The organism is Paenibacillus sp. 1001270B_150601_E10 (assembly GCF_015558675.1).
Lineage (GTDB): Bacteria > Bacillota > Bacilli > Paenibacillales > Paenibacillaceae > Paenibacillus_B.
In genome coordinates this window covers 652-18,168 of sequence record NZ_JADMOL010000005.1, presented here as the reverse complement: position 1 = coordinate 18,168, position 17,517 = coordinate 652, and the positions used below count along the sequence as shown (strand labels likewise).

Sequence of the window (17,517 nt, the reverse complement as noted above, 5' to 3'; positions counted from 1 at the left end):
AGAGGTGATCTCACATGGAAGCGAGCAAAGCAGCTGCCAAACAAACGTCGCTGCAGATTACAGGCATGACCTGTGCGGCTTGTGCAAACCGGATTGAAAAGGGACTGAATAAGCTTGAAGGTGTATCAGAAGCGAATGTGAACTTTGCTTTGGAGCGTGCAACCGTTACGTATGACCCGAGCAAGATTGATGTGGCGGCGATGGAAGAGCGCATTCAGAAGCTAGGGTATGATACGGCAAAGGAAACGATTGATCTTGAATTGACAGGCATGACCTGCGCAGCTTGTGCCACAAAAATTGAGAAGACCTTGAATAAGCTGCCAGGCGTAAGCAAAGCGAGCGTAAACTTTGCGATGGAGACAGCTCATGTAGAGTATAATCCTTCGGATATTAGCATTGCGGATATGCAGCAGCGCGTGGAGAAATTAGGCTATAAAGCTGCACCTAAGCAGGAAAAAGGAGATCCCACCGAGCATCGCCAGCAGGAGATTACGCGGCAAAAGCGCAAACTTCTTGTATCCTCCATTCTGTCGCTGCCGCTCCTATGGTCAATGGTCAGCCATTTCTCCTTTACTTCATGGATCTGGATTCCAGATATCTTCATGAATCCCTGGTTCCAATTGATTCTGGCTACGCCGGTTCAGTTCTATATCGGGAAGCCATTCTATGTAGGGGCTTATAAGGCGCTCCGCAACGGCAGTGCAAACATGGATGTTCTGGTGTCGCTCGGGACGTCAGCCGCTTACTTCTACAGCTTGTATCTAACCATCGATTGGTTCTTAAAAGGCGGCAGTGCGCATCACGGGCCAGCTATGTATTACGAGACCAGTGCAGTGTTGATTACGCTGGTGCTCATGGGCAAGTTGTTCGAGTCATTAGCAAAAGGCCGTACGTCTGAGGCCATTAAGTCTCTTATGGGATTGCAAGCAAAGACGGCATTAGTGATTCGTGATGGTCAGGAGCTAACGATTCCTGTTGATGAAGTTATCGTTGGGGATGTTGTTCTTGTACGCCCCGGAGACAAAGTGCCTGTTGACGGCGAAGTGCTGGAGGGCATCTCTTCCGTGGATGAATCCATGCTTACAGGCGAAAGCATCCCTGTAGAGAAGAAAGCAGGAGACGCTGTTATCGGCGCGACGATCAACAAGAATGGAATGCTTCGAATTCGAGCAACGAAGGTAGGCAAGGAAACGGCGCTTGCACAGATCATCAAGGTTGTTGAAGAGGCTCAGGGCTCAAAGGCGCCAATTCAACGTATTGCCGATGTGATCTCAGGTATCTTCGTACCGATCGTAGTGGGTATTGCGGTTGTTGCCTTTCTCGTATGGTATTTCCTTGTTGCGCCTGGAGACTTTGCTGAAGCATTGGAAAAAGCGATCGCGATCCTTGTTATCGCATGTCCTTGTGCTCTTGGCCTAGCAACGCCGACTTCGATTATGGCGGGCTCCGGTCGTGCTGCAGAGTTCGGCATCCTGTTCAAAGGCGGGGAGCACCTGGAGCAGACGCATAAGATCGACACGATCATTTTAGATAAAACAGGTACCGTTACAAAAGGCAAGCCGGAGCTTACGGATGTGCTTGCAGAAGGCAATGAAGCGGAATTCCTTAGACTTGTTGGCGCGGCGGAGAAGAACTCGGAGCATCCGCTTGCGGAAGCGATTGTGGAAGGCATTAAGGATAAGCAGATTGACCTTCCATCCACAGAATCCTTTGAAGCGATCCCAGGATACGGGATTCAAGCTGTCGTGGAGGGTCGTGAGCTGCTCATTGGCACACGACGCCTGATGGAAAAGTTTGAGGTTGATGCGAAGCATGCTTACGATACGATGTCTAGGCTCGAGGAATCCGGCAAGACGGCGATGCTGGTTGCGATTAATAAGCAATATGCAGGCTTGGTTGCGGTAGCGGATACGATTAAAGAAAGCTCCAAGGATGCTGTCAGCCGTCTTAAAGGCTTGGGGATTCAGGTTATCATGATTACGGGAGACAATGAGCGTACAGCGAAGGCGATTGCAGCTCAGGTTGGAATTGACCATGTGCGTGCTGAGGTTCTCCCTGAAGGAAAAGCAGAAGAAGTGAAGAAGCTGCAGGCTGAAGGCAAAAAAGTCGCGATGGTCGGGGATGGCATCAATGATGCTCCTGCGCTTGCAACCGCGGATATCGGTATGGCGATCGGCACAGGTACGGACGTTGCGATGGAAGCTGCTGATGTTACGCTGATGCGCGGCGACCTGTCCAGCATTCCAGATGCGATCTACATGAGCCGCAAGACGATGCAGAATATTAAGCAGAACCTGTTCTGGGCGCTTGGCTACAATACGCTAGGCATCCCGATTGCTGCGATTGGATTGTTGGCTCCATGGGTAGCCGGAGCAGCTATGGCATTAAGCTCCGTCTCGGTTGTTCTTAATGCGCTTCGTCTCCAGCGCGTGAAGATTCGTCATTAATCTTGAAGACATGCATATGTACCGCGTACGACATGATGATGCTGATTGATGAACGAAAGTGGGAAAGGTACTTGCATCGTCGTGGTTATATCGGTTAGGAGCAGGGCAGAACCATTAAAGTTCATTGATGGTTCTGCCCTTGCAACAACGGATTGGGGGAGAAGGATCATGGGAGAGAAGGCGGTCATTGCGGTAAGCCCTCCAATACAGGTGGGAGGAAGTTTATTTACGCCGGAGCAGCTAGCGACTATTGGAACGATTGTAGGCTCCGATTCCAAAATTGAGATGACCCCATTCAGGCAGCTGTATGTCGAAGTGGCAGCAGAGGAGCGGGAAGCGATCGAGGGGGGGCTCAAGCGTGCCGGTCTGGAGGTGAATCCGGCAGGCTTCGTTACGAAAAGCCTGATCGCTTGCAACTTCTGCAAAGGCGCAGAGGAGGCGGGACTGGAGACAGCGAAGCGATTGAATAAAGCGATCGCGGGCATTGAGACGCCTATGCCGATGAAGATCGGGTATGCGGGCTGTGCGCTTGGAACAAGCGAGCCCCTGCTAAAGGATATCGCCGTTGTCAAAATGCGGGACCGCTTCGATTTGTATGTCGGAGGAGAGTCGAAAGGGCTTAAGACCTCATTTGCGGAGCAGCTTGCATCTGGCCTGGCGGAGACGCAGCTCGTACCTGTTGTGTTCGCGATCATCGATTTTTATAAAGCCAATGCGAAAGGGAAAGAGAAGTTCAAGAAATTCATCCATCGAGTCACACTTGAGGAACTGCGGAAAGTCGCCATTGAAGAGAACAGGGAAGCCAGAGAATCCGTTCAAAGTTAATGGAAGCAGGACGTAAGGGGTAGTGAAAATGTGCGAAAGGTGTGTTGATTCATGACTGAGCCATTGAAGATTTACTCGATTCCAACGTGTAGTGACTGCAATTATGCCAAGCGTTTTTTAAAAGAAAATGGCATTCCATACACTGATTATAACTGCGAGGAACATGTGCAGTATGCCAGAGAGGTGCTGGAATTGACCGGCAAGCAAATCGTGCCGACGATTGTCATTGGCGATCAGGTATTTATCGGATTCGCGGATAATCTGCAGAAAATTAGTGATCTGGTGAAGTGATCTTTGAATAGATAAGGCCCTCTGAGAGCCCGATTACAAGTCGGTTATCAGAGGGCTTTTTTGGTAGTATGGATGAAATAGGGAACAGATGAATTAAACACGATCTATCATCCACAAATTGTTGGAAATAGGCGGAATGGGAATATCTGATAAAGGAGGCTATGCCCTGTAATTAGCATGCATTCTTTCCTCGTTGACAGACCACGACGATGCTGGGATAATCCTCGCCAAGAGGCACGCCATTCCAGCTTCCGTACCATGCTTGAAGCTCGAACCCTGCTTGTGCCAACAAGAGTTTAAGCTCTTGAGGATAGGTGAACCTTAGATCGATGCGAGAATCGTCGGTGGATTTTCCACCATTAGAAAGCTTGGTCACTCGGTAGGTCGTATTATGCTGAATCTGGGTCACCGGATCATAACGGCTTTCATAATAGACACTGCATTGCTGACCATATTGATCCTTATAAGTATAGGCTAGATCTTCACGCGCAGATGTTGCAAGCTCAGCTCGGGAAGGAAAGCGAAGATCGAAGATCAGCAGGCCATCTGGAGCTAAGTTATGATTGATTTGCCTCAAAAGATTGAGTTGTTGTTCTTGCGTCAAAAAATGCTGAAAGCTATTGCCAACCATAGTGAAGGCAGACGCTCTCGACTTCAATTTGAGATTGAGCGCATTGGCTTGCAGCCACTCGATATCCAGGCCTCGTGCCAAGGCTTTGCTTCTTGCTGTCTCCAACATGCCTTCATGAAGATCGATGCCAATCATGCTGAAGCCAGCTTCGGCTAACGGCAGCGTCAATCTCCCCGTACCGCAGGCCAGATCCACAATAGGACCTTCTATAGCCGAGATGGCTTGAAGGATCAATCCAAGCTCAGGATGCCCTTGATTCTCTATATCATAACGGGATGGATCTATATACTCTTCCATATTGTCGTATGCCATTTTAGTCCTCCACAACAAACAGCGTTATTTTTCACCATGCATTGATTTAAATTTAATTGACGGAGGTGAAGGGTGTATAGGTTGTATTTAGATAATAATGAATTTTGACTATGCCCTTACTGAATACTTGCTATCTTTTTTTGAAAGCAAAAAGACCCCATTCTATTCGAATGAGATCTTCCATGATTAACGTTCATTTGTTATTTCACGAACTTAACTTTCTCTGCAACAGACTTGAATTCTTTTTCATTCGGCTCCACTGTCTTTTTGCCAAACGGCATTTGAGCGATCAGCTTCCACGTAGCGGGGATGCTCCATTGCTGTTTAACCTCGTCATCAATCAGAGGATTATAGTGCTGCAGGTTGGCGCCAAGACCTTCTGCTTCCAGTGCTGTCCAGATCACCAGTTGCAGCATGCCGTTAGACTGCTGCGACCAGGTTGGGAAGTTGTCTTTGTAGGCTTCAAATTGCTGCTGAAGCGATTCAACCACTGCCATATCCTCGAAGAATAATACCGTTGCATAGCCGTTTTTAAAGCCATTCATGCGCTGCTGGGTCGGTTCAAAGCTATCTTGAGGAACGATCTTGCGAAGGGTCTCTGTCGTGATGTCCCACAGCTTATCATGGTGCTCTCCAAATAGGACGACCACTCTTGCGCTCTGGGAGTTGAACGCCGATGGAGTGTGCTGAATGGCTTCTTCAATAATGGATTGAATGGTCTGATCAGATACCACAGCTTCTTTGCCAATGCCATAAATCGTTCTGCGAGCTTTAATGGTTTCTAAGAAACCTTGTGCGTTTAAAGAGTTCGTCATTCGGTAAGCCTCCATAAAAACAAAGATATTTCTATTGTGTCTTAATTTCGTGATTGCATACATGAAAGGACATCTCCCTATAAGAAGATGGATGCTGAGTAATGGCTCATAAGCAGCATAAAAAGCCTTGATCCCTATATAATACAGATCAAGGCTTGCTGGTATATTACGACATGTTATTGCAGCTTCTGCTGCATTTTCTTTTTTAACTTTACTGCCCCTTTTCCGTAACGCCAATCCATATTTCACTGTACACCTGCTGTAGATTGGACATGTCGCCTGTAAAGGATATTTCAGGAACATCGATCAGCTCATAGTGAGAGGAGGGGAGCCATTCTGAAGCGATCTTGGCCCACATATCCTGCATGGTCTTTGGAAAAGGGCCCTCGGAACTGAATATCGCCCATGTACAAGCTGGCACCTCGACAACCTCAAATGCTTCGAAATCGATATCCAAAGTGGTAATGGAGCCGATCAGGTGATCAAGCTCACCTTTCTCCTCCTTTCGGCCTTCGTCAAAATGGTACGATGCATTCACGACCGTGCTTACCTCTGTGTTGCGATAGCTTTGCAGCTTCATTCTTTGCTCTGCTGTAATAGACTGCATCAGTTTCATAATCTCGGGATTTTGTCCCTCAAATATGATGGGCACGCGCTTTTTCACGCCTACTAGCTTAAAAGCTTCTTTTTGAACAATGCGATAATTCATATCCACGCCTCCTTGAACGGTAAGTTGGAAGGTCATACGCGGAAACACCTTTAGCTGAGTTGAGCTCTTCACCTCAGACGGGTTAAGGCCGCACCAATCCTTGAAGGCTCTTGTAAATCCATCGGCCGATTGATACCCATACTTGATCGCAACATCAATGACTCTAACAGGATCTCTTTGCAGCTCCAGGCTAGCCTCGGACAGCCTGCGGTTACGAATATAGCTGTTTAGTGACATCCCGGACAAATAGGAAAATAATCTGCGAAAATGATAGTCTGACGTTCCTGCCAGCTGAGCAAGCTTGTCGTAATCAATGTCCTGATCAAGATGGTCTTCAATGTAGGCAAGCGCCTGATTCAAGTCCCTTAGCATATCCATTTTGTATTTCCCTCCTTACAGTTTTCATTGTAGCGGGATCGGAAGTCTTAGATCCGACTTTTCAAGTATGAGAATGATCGATTATGATGGTAGATGGATAAGAAATGTCCTTATAATCATGATGTTGATTATTCGCATTAACTCTCATGAATAAACCAGATCAGTTAACAGTTAAGTCAGGAGTGAGCATGGAATGAATCGTGACCAATACCCAATCGGAACCTTTGATTGTCCCGCACTGATTTCGAAGGAAGACATCTGTTCATGGATACAGGAGATCAGGCTGCTCCCAATCAGGCTCATGGAGACTGTTCAGCATGCTAGCGAACAGGAGCTTGATCAAGCTTACCGCGAAGGCGGTTGGACGATCCGACAGGTTGTGCATCACCTTGCAGATAGTCATGCCAATGCCTATGTACGATTCAAATTAGCGTTAACAGAAGACAATCCAACCATCAAGCCTTATGCGGAGGATAAGTGGGCAGAGCTTCCTGATTCCAGACTGCCGATTGCAGTTTCCTTGAAGCTGATCGAAGCGCTGCACGAGCGCTGGGTATACCTGCTTGAGAGTCTGTCAGAGGAGCAGCTTGCACGGACCTTTGTGCATCCTGATTCAGGTGTAGTATCTGTTGCCCAAAATATTGGGATATATGCTTGGCACAGTAATCATCATCTGGCGCATATCCACAATGCGTTGAAGCGTGTCTAGGGGAAGTTCATTATTACAAACATCCGCCCTTTGAAGCCTAGTTCGTATTAGGAAGGCTGGATACCATATAGAAGATGGTGAGGCCAACGGGTAGTCTCACCCTTTTTATTATTTTACAATCAGCGTGTAGAATAAAAAGTATAGCAAGGTTTACAATGCATAAGGTTCGGAAAGGAGCCATGCCATGAACCTCGATACCTACCTAAGAAGAATCGAATTAGACAAGAGCCGCATTCCTTCCTTTGACCATTATCCCTTTAATCTTAAAGTCATTCAGCATCTTCAGTCACTGGAGTTCCATCCTAAGGTTACTTATATTGTAGGCGAAAATGGGATGGGCAAGTCTACCCTGATGGAGGCGATTGCGGTCGCTTTGGGCTTTAACCCAGAAGGAGGGACGCGGAACTTTACGTTTTCCACAGCGGCGACCCACTCGCGTCTTTATGAATATATGAAGCTTGTACGGGGCGTAAGCAAGCCAAAGGATGGGTTCTTCTTTCGGGCAGAAAGCTACTACAATCTGGCTACCCATATGGATGAGCTCGACCGTGAAGAGTCTTATAGTCCACCGATTAAGGAATCGTACGGCGGCAAATCACTGCATGAGCAGTCTCATGGGGAATCGTTCTTCGCCACCTTCGTCCATCGCTTTGGGGGTCAAGGCTTGTATGTGTTGGACGAGCCGGAGGCGGCGCTGTCTCCCTTCCGTCAATTGGCCATGCTGTCTCGCATGCATGAGCTGGTACAGGAGCGGTCTCAATTTATCATTGCAACGCATTCTCCTATTTTAATGGCTTACCCAGACTCTGTCATTTACGAGCTTACTGCAGATGGAATTGCAGTTCATGTGTTGGAGGAGACGGATCATTTCTTAATCATGAAGGAATTTGTGAACAACAAAGAGCGTATGCTGGCTGAATTATTCCGGCCATAAAAGAGACTGAAAGGCAGTGAGAGCTTGGTGCAGAGGGAGGAGTATGAATGACATTGTTCCACATTGGTGAAATATCGGTTCGACCGTTAAAGGAAGAGGATGCTGCTTTACTCGTCAAATGGTTGAGTGATCCGCAGGTTCTCGCCTACTATGAGGGGCGGGATCGTCCTCATGATCTGGCTCTTGTGCAGGAGCGTTTTTATGTGGAGGCGGATGAAGAGCATCGATGCATCATCGAGTATCAGGATGAGCCGATTGGCTACATCCAGTATTATCCTATTGGAGAAGAGCGAGAGGAATACGGCTATGAGGATCTGACAAGCCGCATCTATGGCATGGATCAGTTCATCGGCGAGATAGATTGCTGGAACAAAGGAATCGGAACATCGTTAATCCAAGCGATGGTGGACTACCTACATACAGTAGAGCAGGCTGATGTCATTATCATGGATCCCCAAGTCTGGAATGAGCGGGCGCTAAGAGTCTATGAGAAGTGCGGATTTGTGAAAAAGACATTGCTGAAGCAGCATGAATGGCACGAGGGAGAGATGAGAGATTGCTGGCTTATTGAGCATCGAAAGGAAGCCAAATAGTTGTTACTTATAAACAAAAAACAGCCCTGTTGATAAATGAAGGGCTGTTTTGATCAATGAGCATTATTCGGCGGGAAGTGTTCTAACTCCAGCTAAGTACCAATCTTTGGAGCCTGTGATTTTGGTCTTTAACTCCATGACCAAATAAGAGCCATTCGCTTTTTCCCAGTAAACCAAAGCTTGTGACTAATCTGGACTTATAAGCAAAGCCGTTTAGAAGTATTTCCTTTCCTTTGGTCTATGATTGATTTATTTTATATTCGATTTTTTTTACTTCTTCTTGTTGTTCAGCACTTGCATTTGGAAAAAGAGAAGAGAACGTGCCGCTAGCATATGCGGTTGTACCTGTAATCAAAATGAGAGCAGCTAGTCCAAGGACGATGAACTTTTTATTCATTATTTTCATTACTACACACCCCTCAATACATAGCCAGTTTAGATCATATCATCATGCCTTATGTCTTTTTAATTTTTGGGTTGCTTTTTCATGTATTATTGTCGAGATGGTTCATGATGAGGTATGGTATCGATATCCTACAATTCTCCATGTTATAGAACGGAGTAGTAAGCGGTAGCGTATTGTATCCATTCATGCGCCTCCGGCTTTGACTTTTCTCGTAAGAGTGGGAAGCGGGGCAAGTGCCGGCAATTATCGGCATCAAGAGTCCCCGAGTGCTTTATAGCCGCTGCATCAGCAAAGATGACGGCTGCCGGAATAGGTCGTGCAGCAGCTTGCCGTTCAGTACGGGCAGGCATGCCTACCATGCCTTGTTCGATAGGCCATCTACGCTGGCAGAGCTGTTGATAGGAAAGAAACGTATGCATGATCGTCCCATACAGGCGAGCCTGAATACGATTCTCCATTAGATTCATTAGAGCTGTACGCACGAGATGATGCTGCTCATGACTCCAGCAACTTCCTTTCTTCTCTAGGAACTGCAACGCTTCTGCCATTTTACATTTTCGAAAAGTACGCAGATAGCTACCCCAACGAATGAGATCCTCTCGCTTCGTCCCGTTGGACAATAGACACTGTCCGATTCCTTGATGAATACCGCACGTGATCCGGAGAATCCCGTATCGTTTATAGCGAGGTTTTCTTGATGCTTCATCGATGCCGTCTGGATCATCCCATGCGTAGAGCTCGATGCTTGATATGCATTTTGACTGCAATTGCTTCTCCTCCTATCCCAACGCTCCTACAAGCTGCAGTTCATTGGTGCCTAGCAATGGGAGTATGTTTATTTTTCTATATCTGATCGTGTGATTAGATGAACGATTGTTTCAAGGTTACTCTGAATCATAAAGGACATCAGGTGTCAGTGTAAAAGCAGAAACGCTTATAAATACCTCGAAAATTTGGATGATTATAGTAATGAGGTCCGTATCTGGTATTAAAATGAACCCGATCTAGATCTTACTTGGAATATCTCGATTATACGCCTAATTTCTTGTTTTATTTTTTATGGTACTGATTAGCGTTATCGAAAGGAAAGAGATAGAATGCAAGATATTTGCGTGATTTTCAAGAAAATGAAAACCTGAATGGAAAACAGAGATTTTTGCAGATAAAGCATTAATTTATCATGAAATCCCCGTAATGGGTTTAAAACTGGTCTTTTTCATGGTGAAAATTCAAAAACCTTGCTTTGCAAGTCCTGAGAGAAGGGAGTAAGATACATCTCATGAATCAAGACCCACTGGGAAAAACGCTGAATGCTTCATAGGGAGCGCGGGGGAACCAACATCGTGAACATCTGTCCTTCGGGGTGAGAGCCGAAGGCAGTGTACACTCGGGGTGAATCAGTAGAGAAGGACCATGGCCTTCTCCAACACTGTAGGGCGACTCTCACTGCCCGAATCCGACAGCTAACCTCGCAAGCGTCGTGAAGAGAGGAGAATTATATCGCGAATCAATATGATACTAGCGTCGTTATGACGCGGCATACGAGTACACAGCAAGGTGTACGTGAATCATTATAAGTTTGAACATCCAACATCCAACAATATGGATCTTTTGAATCGCTGAGTCCCTAGACATAGGGAGCGGGGGAACCAACCGTGGTCAGTCGTTGATAGACGACTATTCGACCACATGGGGTGAGTCTCGAGCAATCGAGTAGGGCTACTCTTTGAGCCCGAATCCGACAGCTAACCTCGTAAGCGTACAGAGAGGACACTTGCGAACCGCGCATATTGGACACGGTCTTATTTGACTGTGACTGAAGAAGCATGGAGAGGAGTTCCTCTAAGCCATGCTTCTTTTTTGTTGCCTTTTTTAGGGTAAAGATGTGAATTTCTACGTGATAGAGGCAAAAAAACAGGAGGTTCGTCATGAACGATGTGATTATGATTGCGCTGGTAGGCTTGCTTGCAGCATTGATGCTGGGGCTTGCAAAGTGGGCATCTCATGCCACAGAAGAAGGAAGGGATGAAAGATGATGTGGGTGCTTGCGGTGATCATCATCGCCATCTTCTTGTATTTGGGCTATGCCCTGATTAACCCAGAGAAATTCTAGATGGATGAAGGAGCGATTCAAGTGACAACCATGGCTTGGATTTCAATAGCATTGCTCTTGTTGATCGCGTGCCTGCTGGCACGCCCGACAGGTCATTATATTGCCCATGCATTCAACAATGAACGCACGGGGCTGGATCGGTGGTTCGGTCCATTTGAGAATCTTATTTATCGTCTAAGCGGCATTCGCCAAGAGAATCAAAGCTGGAAGCAGTATGCGATGTCAGCGGTGCTCAGCAATACAGTGATGATCTTGATTGTCTATGTGATCTTCCGTTTGCAAGGCATGCTCCCGCTTAATCCGAGCGGGGTTGCTTCCATGGAGCCGACGGTTGCCTTCAATACGGCAATCAGCTTTATGACGAATACGAACTTACAGCATTATAGCGGAGAAACAGGCTTATCTTATTTATCGCAAATGATTGCGATTGTGTTCATGCTGTTCGTGGCGCCTGCTACGCTGTTTGCGGTAGCGATTGCGTTCATGAGAGGCCTTGCAAGCAAGCCGCTTGGCAACTTCTTTGTCGATCTGGTCCGTGCGATTACGAGAATATTGCTGCCGATCGCATTCGTAAGTGCGTTGATCTTCGTTGCCCTTGGCGTACCGCAAACGCTGGAGCCTACGGCTGTTGTAAAGACCGTGGAAGGTCAGGCCCAAGAGATTGCACGCGGACCCGTTGGTTCATTCCTGTCGATTAAGGAGCTTGGGAACAACGGGGGCGGGTTCTTCGGAGCCAATTCAGCGCATCCATTCGAGAACCCGGGCGCAATCAGCAATATGCTGCAAATGCTGTTAATGCTGCTTCTCCCAACCTCGCTTCCATTTACGTATGGCATCATGGTGGGCAATAAAAAGCAAGGGCGTGTCCTATTCGTCTCGATGGCGATGATGTTTCTCTTGTTCTTGGGCATCTCGTTAGCCAGTGAGGCAGCAGGCAATCCTGCGCTGCATGCGCTTGGTGTTAACGAAGCGCAAGGCTCGATGGAGGGGAAAGAGGTCCGATTTGGCCTTGCTCAATCTTCTCTTTACTCTGTGGTTACGACTGCGGCCGAGACAGGTGCCGTCAACACGATGCATGATACCTTGACCCCAATCGCAGGGATGATCGCGATCGTCAACATGATGCTGAACACGGTGTTTGGCGGTGTGGGAGCTGGCTTCTTGAACGTGTTGATGTATGCCATGATTGCCGTATTCTTGTCAGGTCTTATGGTGGGGCGCACACCGGAATTTTTAGGCAAGAAGATTGAGGGCAAGGAAATGAAGCTGATCGCAGTGACGATGCTCATTCCCCCGTTTCTGATTCTGATCCCAACAGCGATCGCGCTGTTTACGAATGCGGATACGATCTCGAATCCAGGTTTCCATGGATTGACGCAGGTGCTGTATGAATATACGTCCTCTGCCGCTAATAACGGCTCAGGGTTTGAAGGGCTTGGAGATGCCACATCCTTTTGGAACATCACCACAGGGATTGTCATGTATCTTGGCCGCTACTGCTCGGTAATCACGATGCTTGCGGTAGTTGGCTCCCTGGCAGCGAAGAAGCCTGTGCCGGAAACGAGCGGGACGTTCCGTACAGACAACGCCTTGTTTGCAGGAGTATTCCTGGTTGCGGTGCTGATCGTAGGCGCCTTGACCTTCTTCCCGGCGCTGGTGCTGGGACCTATTGCTGAGCATTTGACTTTATTGCCATAGATCGGAGTTACATTGGAGGAGAAGCATATGAGCACGAACAAAAGTTCATGGAATCGTGCAGTGGTGAATCAGGCCCTAAAAGAAGCGTTTATAAAATTAAATCCAAAGACGATGATACGCAATCCGATTATGTTTGTCGTTGAGGTCGGGTTCTTGATTACCCTGTTCCTCATCTTCATGCCGGATGCCTTCGGCAACACCGTATCCTTCGGCTTCAATATAGCCGTTGCGCTTATCTTATTGTTTACACTGCTGTTTGCCAACTTTGCGGAAGCGTTGGCGGAAGGCCGAGGCAAGGCGCAGGCGAATTCCCTGAAGCAGACGAAGAAGGAGATTACGGCCAACAAGCTGGTCGGGCATGACCTTGTGCAAGTTCCTTCGACGGATCTCCGTAAAGGTGATGTCGTCGTCGTCTCACAGGGTGAGATGATCCCAGGCGATGGCGAGGTGATCAAAGGGCTTGCTTCCGTAGATGAATCCGCGATTACAGGGGAATCGGCGCCTGTGCTGAAGGAAGCGGGTGGTGACTTCAGCTCTGTAACAGGCGGTACGCGCGTCATCAGCGACCAGATTCAAGTGAGGATTACAAGCGATCCCGGCGAGTCATTCTTAGATCGGATGATTTCCTTGGTTGAGGGAGCGAAGCGCCAGAAGACGCCGAATGAGATCGCGCTCAACACCGTGCTTGTGAGCTTGACCCTCATCTTTCTGGTGGTCGTCGTGACGCTGCCGTTCTTTGCAAACTATTTAAATATTCAATTGGAAGTGCCGGTACTGATTGCATTATTGGTGTGCTTGATCCCAACAACGATTGGCGGATTGCTGTCTGCGATCGGGATTGCAGGGATGGACCGGGTTACGCAGTTCAACGTGCTCGCGATGTCCGGGAAGGCCGTGGAAGCTTCTGGGGATATCAATACGATCATTTTGGATAAAACGGGTACAATCACCTACGGGAACCGGATGGCGAGCGAGTTCGTTCCGGTTGGCACGCATGCATCACAAGAGGTAGGATACTGGGCAGCGATGAGCTCGGTACAGGACGATACGCCTGAAGGGCGATCGGTTCTTGAACTGATGAAGAAGCTGGATTATCCATATGAGCCATCGCTCGTTCGCGATGGAACCTTTATAGAGTTTAAGGCAGAAACCAGAATGAGCGGCGTCGATATGCCGGACGGCCGCAAGATTCGCAAAGGCGCTGTGGATGCTGTGAAGCAGTGGGTTCTATCCCAAGGCGGAGACATTCCGGCTGATCTTGATCCAAACAGCGATGCTATCGCTTCTGCAGGAGGGACACCGCTAGCGGTTGCAGTGGATCATGCGATTTACGGCTTGATATATCTGAAGGATACGGTGAAGCCAGGCATGCGCGAGCGGTTCGATCAGATGCGCAAGATGGGGATTAAGACCATCATGTGTACAGGGGATAATCCACTTACGGCAGCGACAATTGCGAAGGAGGCGGGTGTCGATGACTTCATTGCAGAGAGCAAGCCGGAGGATAAGATTGCGGTCATTCGCCGCGAGCAAGCGGAAGGCAAGCTCGTCGCGATGACAGGCGACGGTACGAACGACGCGCCTGCACTTGCGCAGGCGGATGTGGGAATCGCGATGAACAGCGGCACGGTCGCTGCGAAGGAAGCGGCCAACATGATCGATCTGGACTCTGACCCGTCGAAGATCATTGAAGTTGTCTCGATTGGCAAACAATTGCTTATGACTCGTGGCGCATTGACGACCTTTAGCATCGCAAACGATATTGCCAAATACTTCGCAATTATTCCGGCGATGTTCATGCTGGCCATTCCGGAGCTTGAAGCGCTCAATATTATGAAGCTTCACTCCCCGATGTCTGCGATATTATCGGCATTAATTTTTAATGCCATTATTATTCCGATCCTGATCCCGCTAGCGATGAAAGGGGTCGCTTATAAGCCGATGAGCTCTTCACAGCTTCTGCGGCGGAATTTATTGGTCTATGGCTTGGGTGGAGTCATTGTCCCTTTTGCCGGCATCAAATTGATTGATCTTTTAGTCCAATTCTGGGCTTAATACGAGGTGGAATACGATGAAGATCGTCACGATAACTTTACGAGTGAGCTTAGTATTTATGCTGCTGTGCGGAGTGCTGTACAACTTGGCTGTAACAGGCGTCTCTCAGGCGTTCATGCCCTTTCAGGCGAACGGCAGTCTGATCAAGAATGAGCAGGGAGAGCTGGTAGGCTCCAAGCTGATCGGGCAAGCTTTCACAGACCCGGGATATTTCCATGGACGAATCTCAAGCATTGCATATAACGGTGCGGGTTCTGGTTCTCCGAACTATGCGCCATCGAGTCCCGATATGCTGTCACGGGTAAAAGAGTCCATGGAACAATGGAAGGTGGAGAATCCGCAGGTGCCTGTCGAAGAGGTGCCGGTGGATCTGCTGACAAACTCAGGATCAGGGCTTGATCCTCATATCAGCCCTGAAAGCGCACGTGTACAGATTCCTCGAATTGAGAAAGAAACGGGGATTACAGCAAGTGACCTTACGCAAATGATTGAGCGCCATACCGAAGGCCGAGAGCTTGGTTTTTTAGGTGAGCCAAGAGTGAATGTGCTAGAGCTGAATCTGGAGCTTCAAAAAGTGAGAGCACAATCGTAAATAGTGTTTCGTGGATTGTAGGATTGACCCTGAAGGATGCTTATGCATTCGCAAGGGTCTTTCCCCATTTAGATTGAAAGATGCGCAGATTGTGGAGGTCCGCTATAGACTTCCGACAATGATTGCAGACGAGATAGCCTAATAAAAATAAGAAGAAAAGGAGGGCGGGAGATGGACCCGTTCAAGCGAAAAACCCCAGAGGAGATTCTAAGCTCCATCAACAAGCTGCAGCAGGGCTGGTTCAAGATCTATATTGGAGCGGTCAGCGGCTCCGGGAAAACCTATCATATGCTTCGCGAAGGGCAGGCTTTGCAGGAGCAGGGCATTGATGTGGTTATTTGCGCGGTATCCACGAAGCAGCGGCCAGAGACGATGGAGCAGCTGGCAGAGCTTGAACGTGTCCCAAGCTTGCATTGGCAGCGCAATGGGGTTGAGCAGAAAGATTTGAATCTTGAAGCCCTGCTCTCACGCAATCCAGAGGTTGTGCTTGTCGATGGCCTCGCGCATCGGAATCGTCCGGGCGCGGAGCATAAGACAAGGCTTGAGGATATCCAGCTGCTGCTCGCTCGTGGTATCAGCGTGATTACGACGGTAAACGTCTATGAGCTGGAAGGGGTGACAGAGGCAGCCAAGAAGCTTGCGGGCATCTCTGTAAAAGAAACCGTTCCAGATGATACCCTAGCGCTTGCCGACGAAGTCCAACTGATCGACGTAACCCCGGAAACCCTGCTGCAGCGACTCTCCGATGGTCATCTTCGCAATCAAGCGGAGCTCCGCCACTTTAAGCATGGCAATCTCAGCATTCTGCGCGAGCTTGCGCTTCGGCTTGTTGCAGATGGGGTCAATGATTCCTTGGAGAAGCACCGCGAGGAGATGGGGCTCATTGGTCCCTCCGGGGCGGCGGAACGCATTCTCGTATCCACGCAATATCACTGGAACGGCTCTATTTACGTGCGGCGAGGCCAACAGGTGGCAAGGCGCCTGAACGGCGACCTCATGGTCGTTGTGTTCACAAAGGCAACGAAGAAGCTGACGAAGGAGCAGCAGGTATTCAAGCAGTCGATGAAGAAGCTGGTGTCCAAGGTCGGCGGGACTTTCGAGGAACTATCCATCGTTTCGAGACGGGAGCTGTCTTGGAGATTGGTTCATTATGCGCTGTCCCACAACGTCACTCGCATCGTGCTAGGGCATTCCAAGCAGACGCGGTGGCAAGAGCTGTGGCAGGGATCGCTTGTGTACGAGATTTTAAGGAAGATGAAAAATATCGATGTGTTTATGATGGCAGACCGAGCTGCGCAGGAAGGAGAGCGCATCCTTCCTGCGCGTATTGCCCGCAAGGAAGCGTCTCTGAAAAAAGGAAAGGGCGAGGCTTACCATCGCCTTAGCTCCCATGAGGTCGATGAGAAGATCGGAAGAATCAAACGGGGCACCTTTAAAGTTTACATCGGAGCGGCACCTGGAGTGGGGAAGACGTACACGATGCTGAGAGAAGGCAATATTTTGCTTAAGAAGGGTGTGCGGGTTGATATTGGACTGCTTGAGACCCATGGCAGAAAAGAGACGGAGGAGCAGATTGGGAATCTGCCCATTCTGCCAAGAAAGCAGATCGTCTATCAGGGACGGGTTCTTGAGGAGATGGACACGGACGCCATTATTGCCTGTGATCCTGATGTCGTGCTGGTTGACGAGCTGGCCCATACTAACATGCCGGGATCGAAGCATAAAAAGCGGTACGAAGATGTGATTGAACTGCTGGAAGCGGGAATATCCGTTATTGCAACCGTGAATGTACAGCATCTAGAGAGCTTGAATGATGCGGTGGAGCAAATCACAGGTGTGAGGGTCCGGGAGACGATTCCCGACTTTATTCTTCGGCTTGCTGATGAAGTGGAATTGATCGATGTTACGCCAGAAGCGCTCCGCCAGCGCATGCGGGAAGGCCACATTTATGCGATGGAGAAGGTGGATCAGGCGCTGAGCCATTTCTTCACCTCTGGCAATCTTATTGC

Annotated in this window: 16 protein-coding genes and 2 riboswitches; of the genes, 11 read left to right on the top strand and 5 right to left on the bottom strand. The window is 48.6% G+C overall.

The genetic code is table 11. From position 1 onward, the window contains the following. The first annotated feature begins 14 nt into the window (after nt 1-14). The 3 genes from I2H74_RS13310 to I2H74_RS13300 all read left to right on the top strand — a co-directional run bounded on the left by I2H74_RS13310 (nt 15) and on the right by I2H74_RS13300 (nt 3,563). A complete protein-coding gene (locus tag I2H74_RS13310; protein ID WP_195574472.1) occupies nt 15-2,447 on the top strand; it encodes a heavy metal translocating P-type ATPase in 2,433 nt (810 codons plus the stop codon). 168 nt (nt 2,448-2,615) lie between these two features. Beyond that, the gene (locus I2H74_RS13305; RefSeq protein WP_195574860.1) at nt 2,616-3,272 is read left to right on the top strand and encodes a nitrite reductase; all 657 of its coding nucleotides are present in this window, start codon (nt 2,616-2,618) and stop codon (nt 3,270-3,272) included. Nucleotides 3,273-3,323: 51 nt separating this feature from the next. After that, nucleotides 3,324-3,563, top strand: coding sequence for a glutaredoxin family protein (locus tag I2H74_RS13300; RefSeq protein ID WP_195574471.1), 240 nt, complete (start codon nt 3,324-3,326; stop codon nt 3,561-3,563). 172 nt (nt 3,564-3,735) lie between these two features. Here the strand turns inward: I2H74_RS13300 and I2H74_RS13295 are convergent, their stop codons facing one another. From I2H74_RS13295 to I2H74_RS13285, 3 genes are all read right to left on the bottom strand, one after another. Next, complete coding sequence (locus I2H74_RS13295) at nt 3,736-4,506, bottom strand: class I SAM-dependent methyltransferase (protein ID WP_195574470.1); 771 nt, start codon at nt 4,504-4,506, stop codon at nt 3,736-3,738. Between the two features lie 200 nt (nt 4,507-4,706). Continuing rightward, nucleotides 4,707-5,321 (bottom strand): nitroreductase family protein, encoded by a 615-nt coding sequence (locus I2H74_RS13290; RefSeq protein WP_195574469.1) that lies wholly within the window; start codon nt 5,319-5,321, stop codon nt 4,707-4,709. A gap of 211 nt (nt 5,322-5,532) precedes the next feature. Next, on the bottom strand, nt 5,533-6,408 hold the full coding sequence (locus tag I2H74_RS13285; RefSeq protein ID WP_195574468.1) for an AraC family transcriptional regulator: 876 nt from the start codon (nt 6,406-6,408) through the stop codon (nt 5,533-5,535). Between the two features lie 193 nt (nt 6,409-6,601). On the opposite strand from I2H74_RS13285, the gene I2H74_RS13280 reads away from it, so the two are divergent. From I2H74_RS13280 to I2H74_RS13270, 3 genes are all read left to right on the top strand, one after another. After that, a complete protein-coding gene (locus I2H74_RS13280; protein ID WP_195574467.1) occupies nt 6,602-7,117 on the top strand; it encodes a YfiT family bacillithiol transferase in 516 nt (171 codons plus the stop codon). A gap of 184 nt (nt 7,118-7,301) precedes the next feature. Then, nucleotides 7,302-8,051 (top strand): AAA family ATPase, encoded by a 750-nt coding sequence (locus I2H74_RS13275; protein ID WP_195574466.1) that lies wholly within the window; start codon nt 7,302-7,304, stop codon nt 8,049-8,051. A 47-nt stretch (nt 8,052-8,098) separates the two neighbouring features. Beyond that, nucleotides 8,099-8,644: a GNAT family N-acetyltransferase gene (locus tag I2H74_RS13270; protein ID WP_195574465.1), complete on the top strand. Its 546-nt coding sequence runs from the start codon at nt 8,099-8,101 to the stop codon at nt 8,642-8,644. Nucleotides 8,645-8,882: 238 nt separating this feature from the next. Here the strand turns inward: I2H74_RS13270 and I2H74_RS13265 are convergent, their stop codons facing one another. Continuing rightward, nucleotides 8,883-9,050, bottom strand: a complete 168-nt coding sequence (locus I2H74_RS13265; RefSeq protein WP_195574464.1) for a hypothetical protein — start codon at nt 9,048-9,050, stop codon at nt 8,883-8,885. 143 nt (nt 9,051-9,193) lie between these two features. Continuing rightward, on the bottom strand, nt 9,194-9,817 hold the full coding sequence (locus I2H74_RS13260; protein WP_195574463.1) for a hypothetical protein: 624 nt from the start codon (nt 9,815-9,817) through the stop codon (nt 9,194-9,196). 527 nt (nt 9,818-10,344) lie between these two features. Then, nucleotides 10,345-10,545: riboswitch (cyclic di-AMP (ydaO/yuaA leader) on the top strand. Between the two features lie 112 nt (nt 10,546-10,657). Further along, nucleotides 10,658-10,824, top strand: a riboswitch (cyclic di-AMP (ydaO/yuaA leader). Between the two features lie 258 nt (nt 10,825-11,082). Between I2H74_RS13260 and kdpF the strand changes: the two genes are divergently transcribed. From kdpF to I2H74_RS13235, 5 genes are all read left to right on the top strand, one after another. Beyond that, nucleotides 11,083-11,163 (top strand): K(+)-transporting ATPase subunit F, encoded by an 81-nt coding sequence (gene kdpF / locus I2H74_RS25300; protein ID WP_139829183.1) that lies wholly within the window; start codon nt 11,083-11,085, stop codon nt 11,161-11,163. A gap of 30 nt (nt 11,164-11,193) precedes the next feature. Next, entirely contained in the window at nt 11,194-12,861 is a 1,668-nt protein-coding gene (gene kdpA / locus I2H74_RS13250; protein ID WP_195574462.1) for a potassium-transporting ATPase subunit KdpA, read from the top strand. A gap of 27 nt (nt 12,862-12,888) precedes the next feature. Next, complete coding sequence (gene kdpB, locus I2H74_RS13245; RefSeq protein WP_195574461.1) at nt 12,889-14,916, top strand: potassium-transporting ATPase subunit KdpB; 2,028 nt, start codon at nt 12,889-12,891, stop codon at nt 14,914-14,916. A 16-nt stretch (nt 14,917-14,932) separates the two neighbouring features. Further along, complete coding sequence (kdpC, locus tag I2H74_RS13240; RefSeq protein WP_195574460.1) at nt 14,933-15,508, top strand: potassium-transporting ATPase subunit KdpC; 576 nt, start codon at nt 14,933-14,935, stop codon at nt 15,506-15,508. Between the two features lie 171 nt (nt 15,509-15,679). Then, the coding region (locus I2H74_RS13235) for a histidine kinase (RefSeq protein ID WP_229106653.1) at nt 15,680-17,517 on the top strand (1,838 nt) is incomplete at its 3' end.

What these genes read in the sequence shown, in the direction of transcription:
- I2H74_RS13310 (WP_195574472.1), top strand. Translation starts at nt 15, where the DNA reads ATGGAAGCGAGCAAAGCAGCTGCCAAACAAACGTCGCTGCAGATTACA.
- kdpB (WP_195574461.1), top strand. Translation starts at nt 12,889, where the DNA reads ATGAGCACGAACAAAAGTTCATGGAATCGTGCAGTGGTGAATCAGGCC.
- I2H74_RS13275 (WP_195574466.1), top strand. Translation starts at nt 7,302, where the DNA reads ATGAACCTCGATACCTACCTAAGAAGAATCGAATTAGACAAGAGCCGC.
- I2H74_RS13265 (WP_195574464.1), bottom strand. Translation starts at nt 9,050, where the DNA reads ATGAAAATAATGAATAAAAAGTTCATCGTCCTTGGACTAGCTGCTCTC.
- I2H74_RS13270 (WP_195574465.1), top strand. Translation starts at nt 8,099, where the DNA reads ATGACATTGTTCCACATTGGTGAAATATCGGTTCGACCGTTAAAGGAA.
- I2H74_RS13295 (WP_195574470.1), bottom strand. Translation starts at nt 4,506, where the DNA reads ATGGCATACGACAATATGGAAGAGTATATAGATCCATCCCGTTATGAT.
- I2H74_RS13290 (WP_195574469.1), bottom strand. Translation starts at nt 5,321, where the DNA reads ATGACGAACTCTTTAAACGCACAAGGTTTCTTAGAAACCATTAAAGCT.
- kdpA (WP_195574462.1), top strand. Translation starts at nt 11,194, where the DNA reads ATGGCTTGGATTTCAATAGCATTGCTCTTGTTGATCGCGTGCCTGCTG.
- I2H74_RS13285 (WP_195574468.1), bottom strand. Translation starts at nt 6,408, where the DNA reads ATGGATATGCTAAGGGACTTGAATCAGGCGCTTGCCTACATTGAAGAC.
- I2H74_RS13305 (WP_195574860.1), top strand. Translation starts at nt 2,616, where the DNA reads ATGGGAGAGAAGGCGGTCATTGCGGTAAGCCCTCCAATACAGGTGGGA.
- kdpC (WP_195574460.1), top strand. Translation starts at nt 14,933, where the DNA reads ATGAAGATCGTCACGATAACTTTACGAGTGAGCTTAGTATTTATGCTG.
- kdpF (WP_139829183.1), top strand. Translation starts at nt 11,083, where the DNA reads ATGATGTGGGTGCTTGCGGTGATCATCATCGCCATCTTCTTGTATTTG.
- I2H74_RS13280 (WP_195574467.1), top strand. Translation starts at nt 6,602, where the DNA reads ATGAATCGTGACCAATACCCAATCGGAACCTTTGATTGTCCCGCACTG.
- I2H74_RS13300 (WP_195574471.1), top strand. Translation starts at nt 3,324, where the DNA reads ATGACTGAGCCATTGAAGATTTACTCGATTCCAACGTGTAGTGACTGC.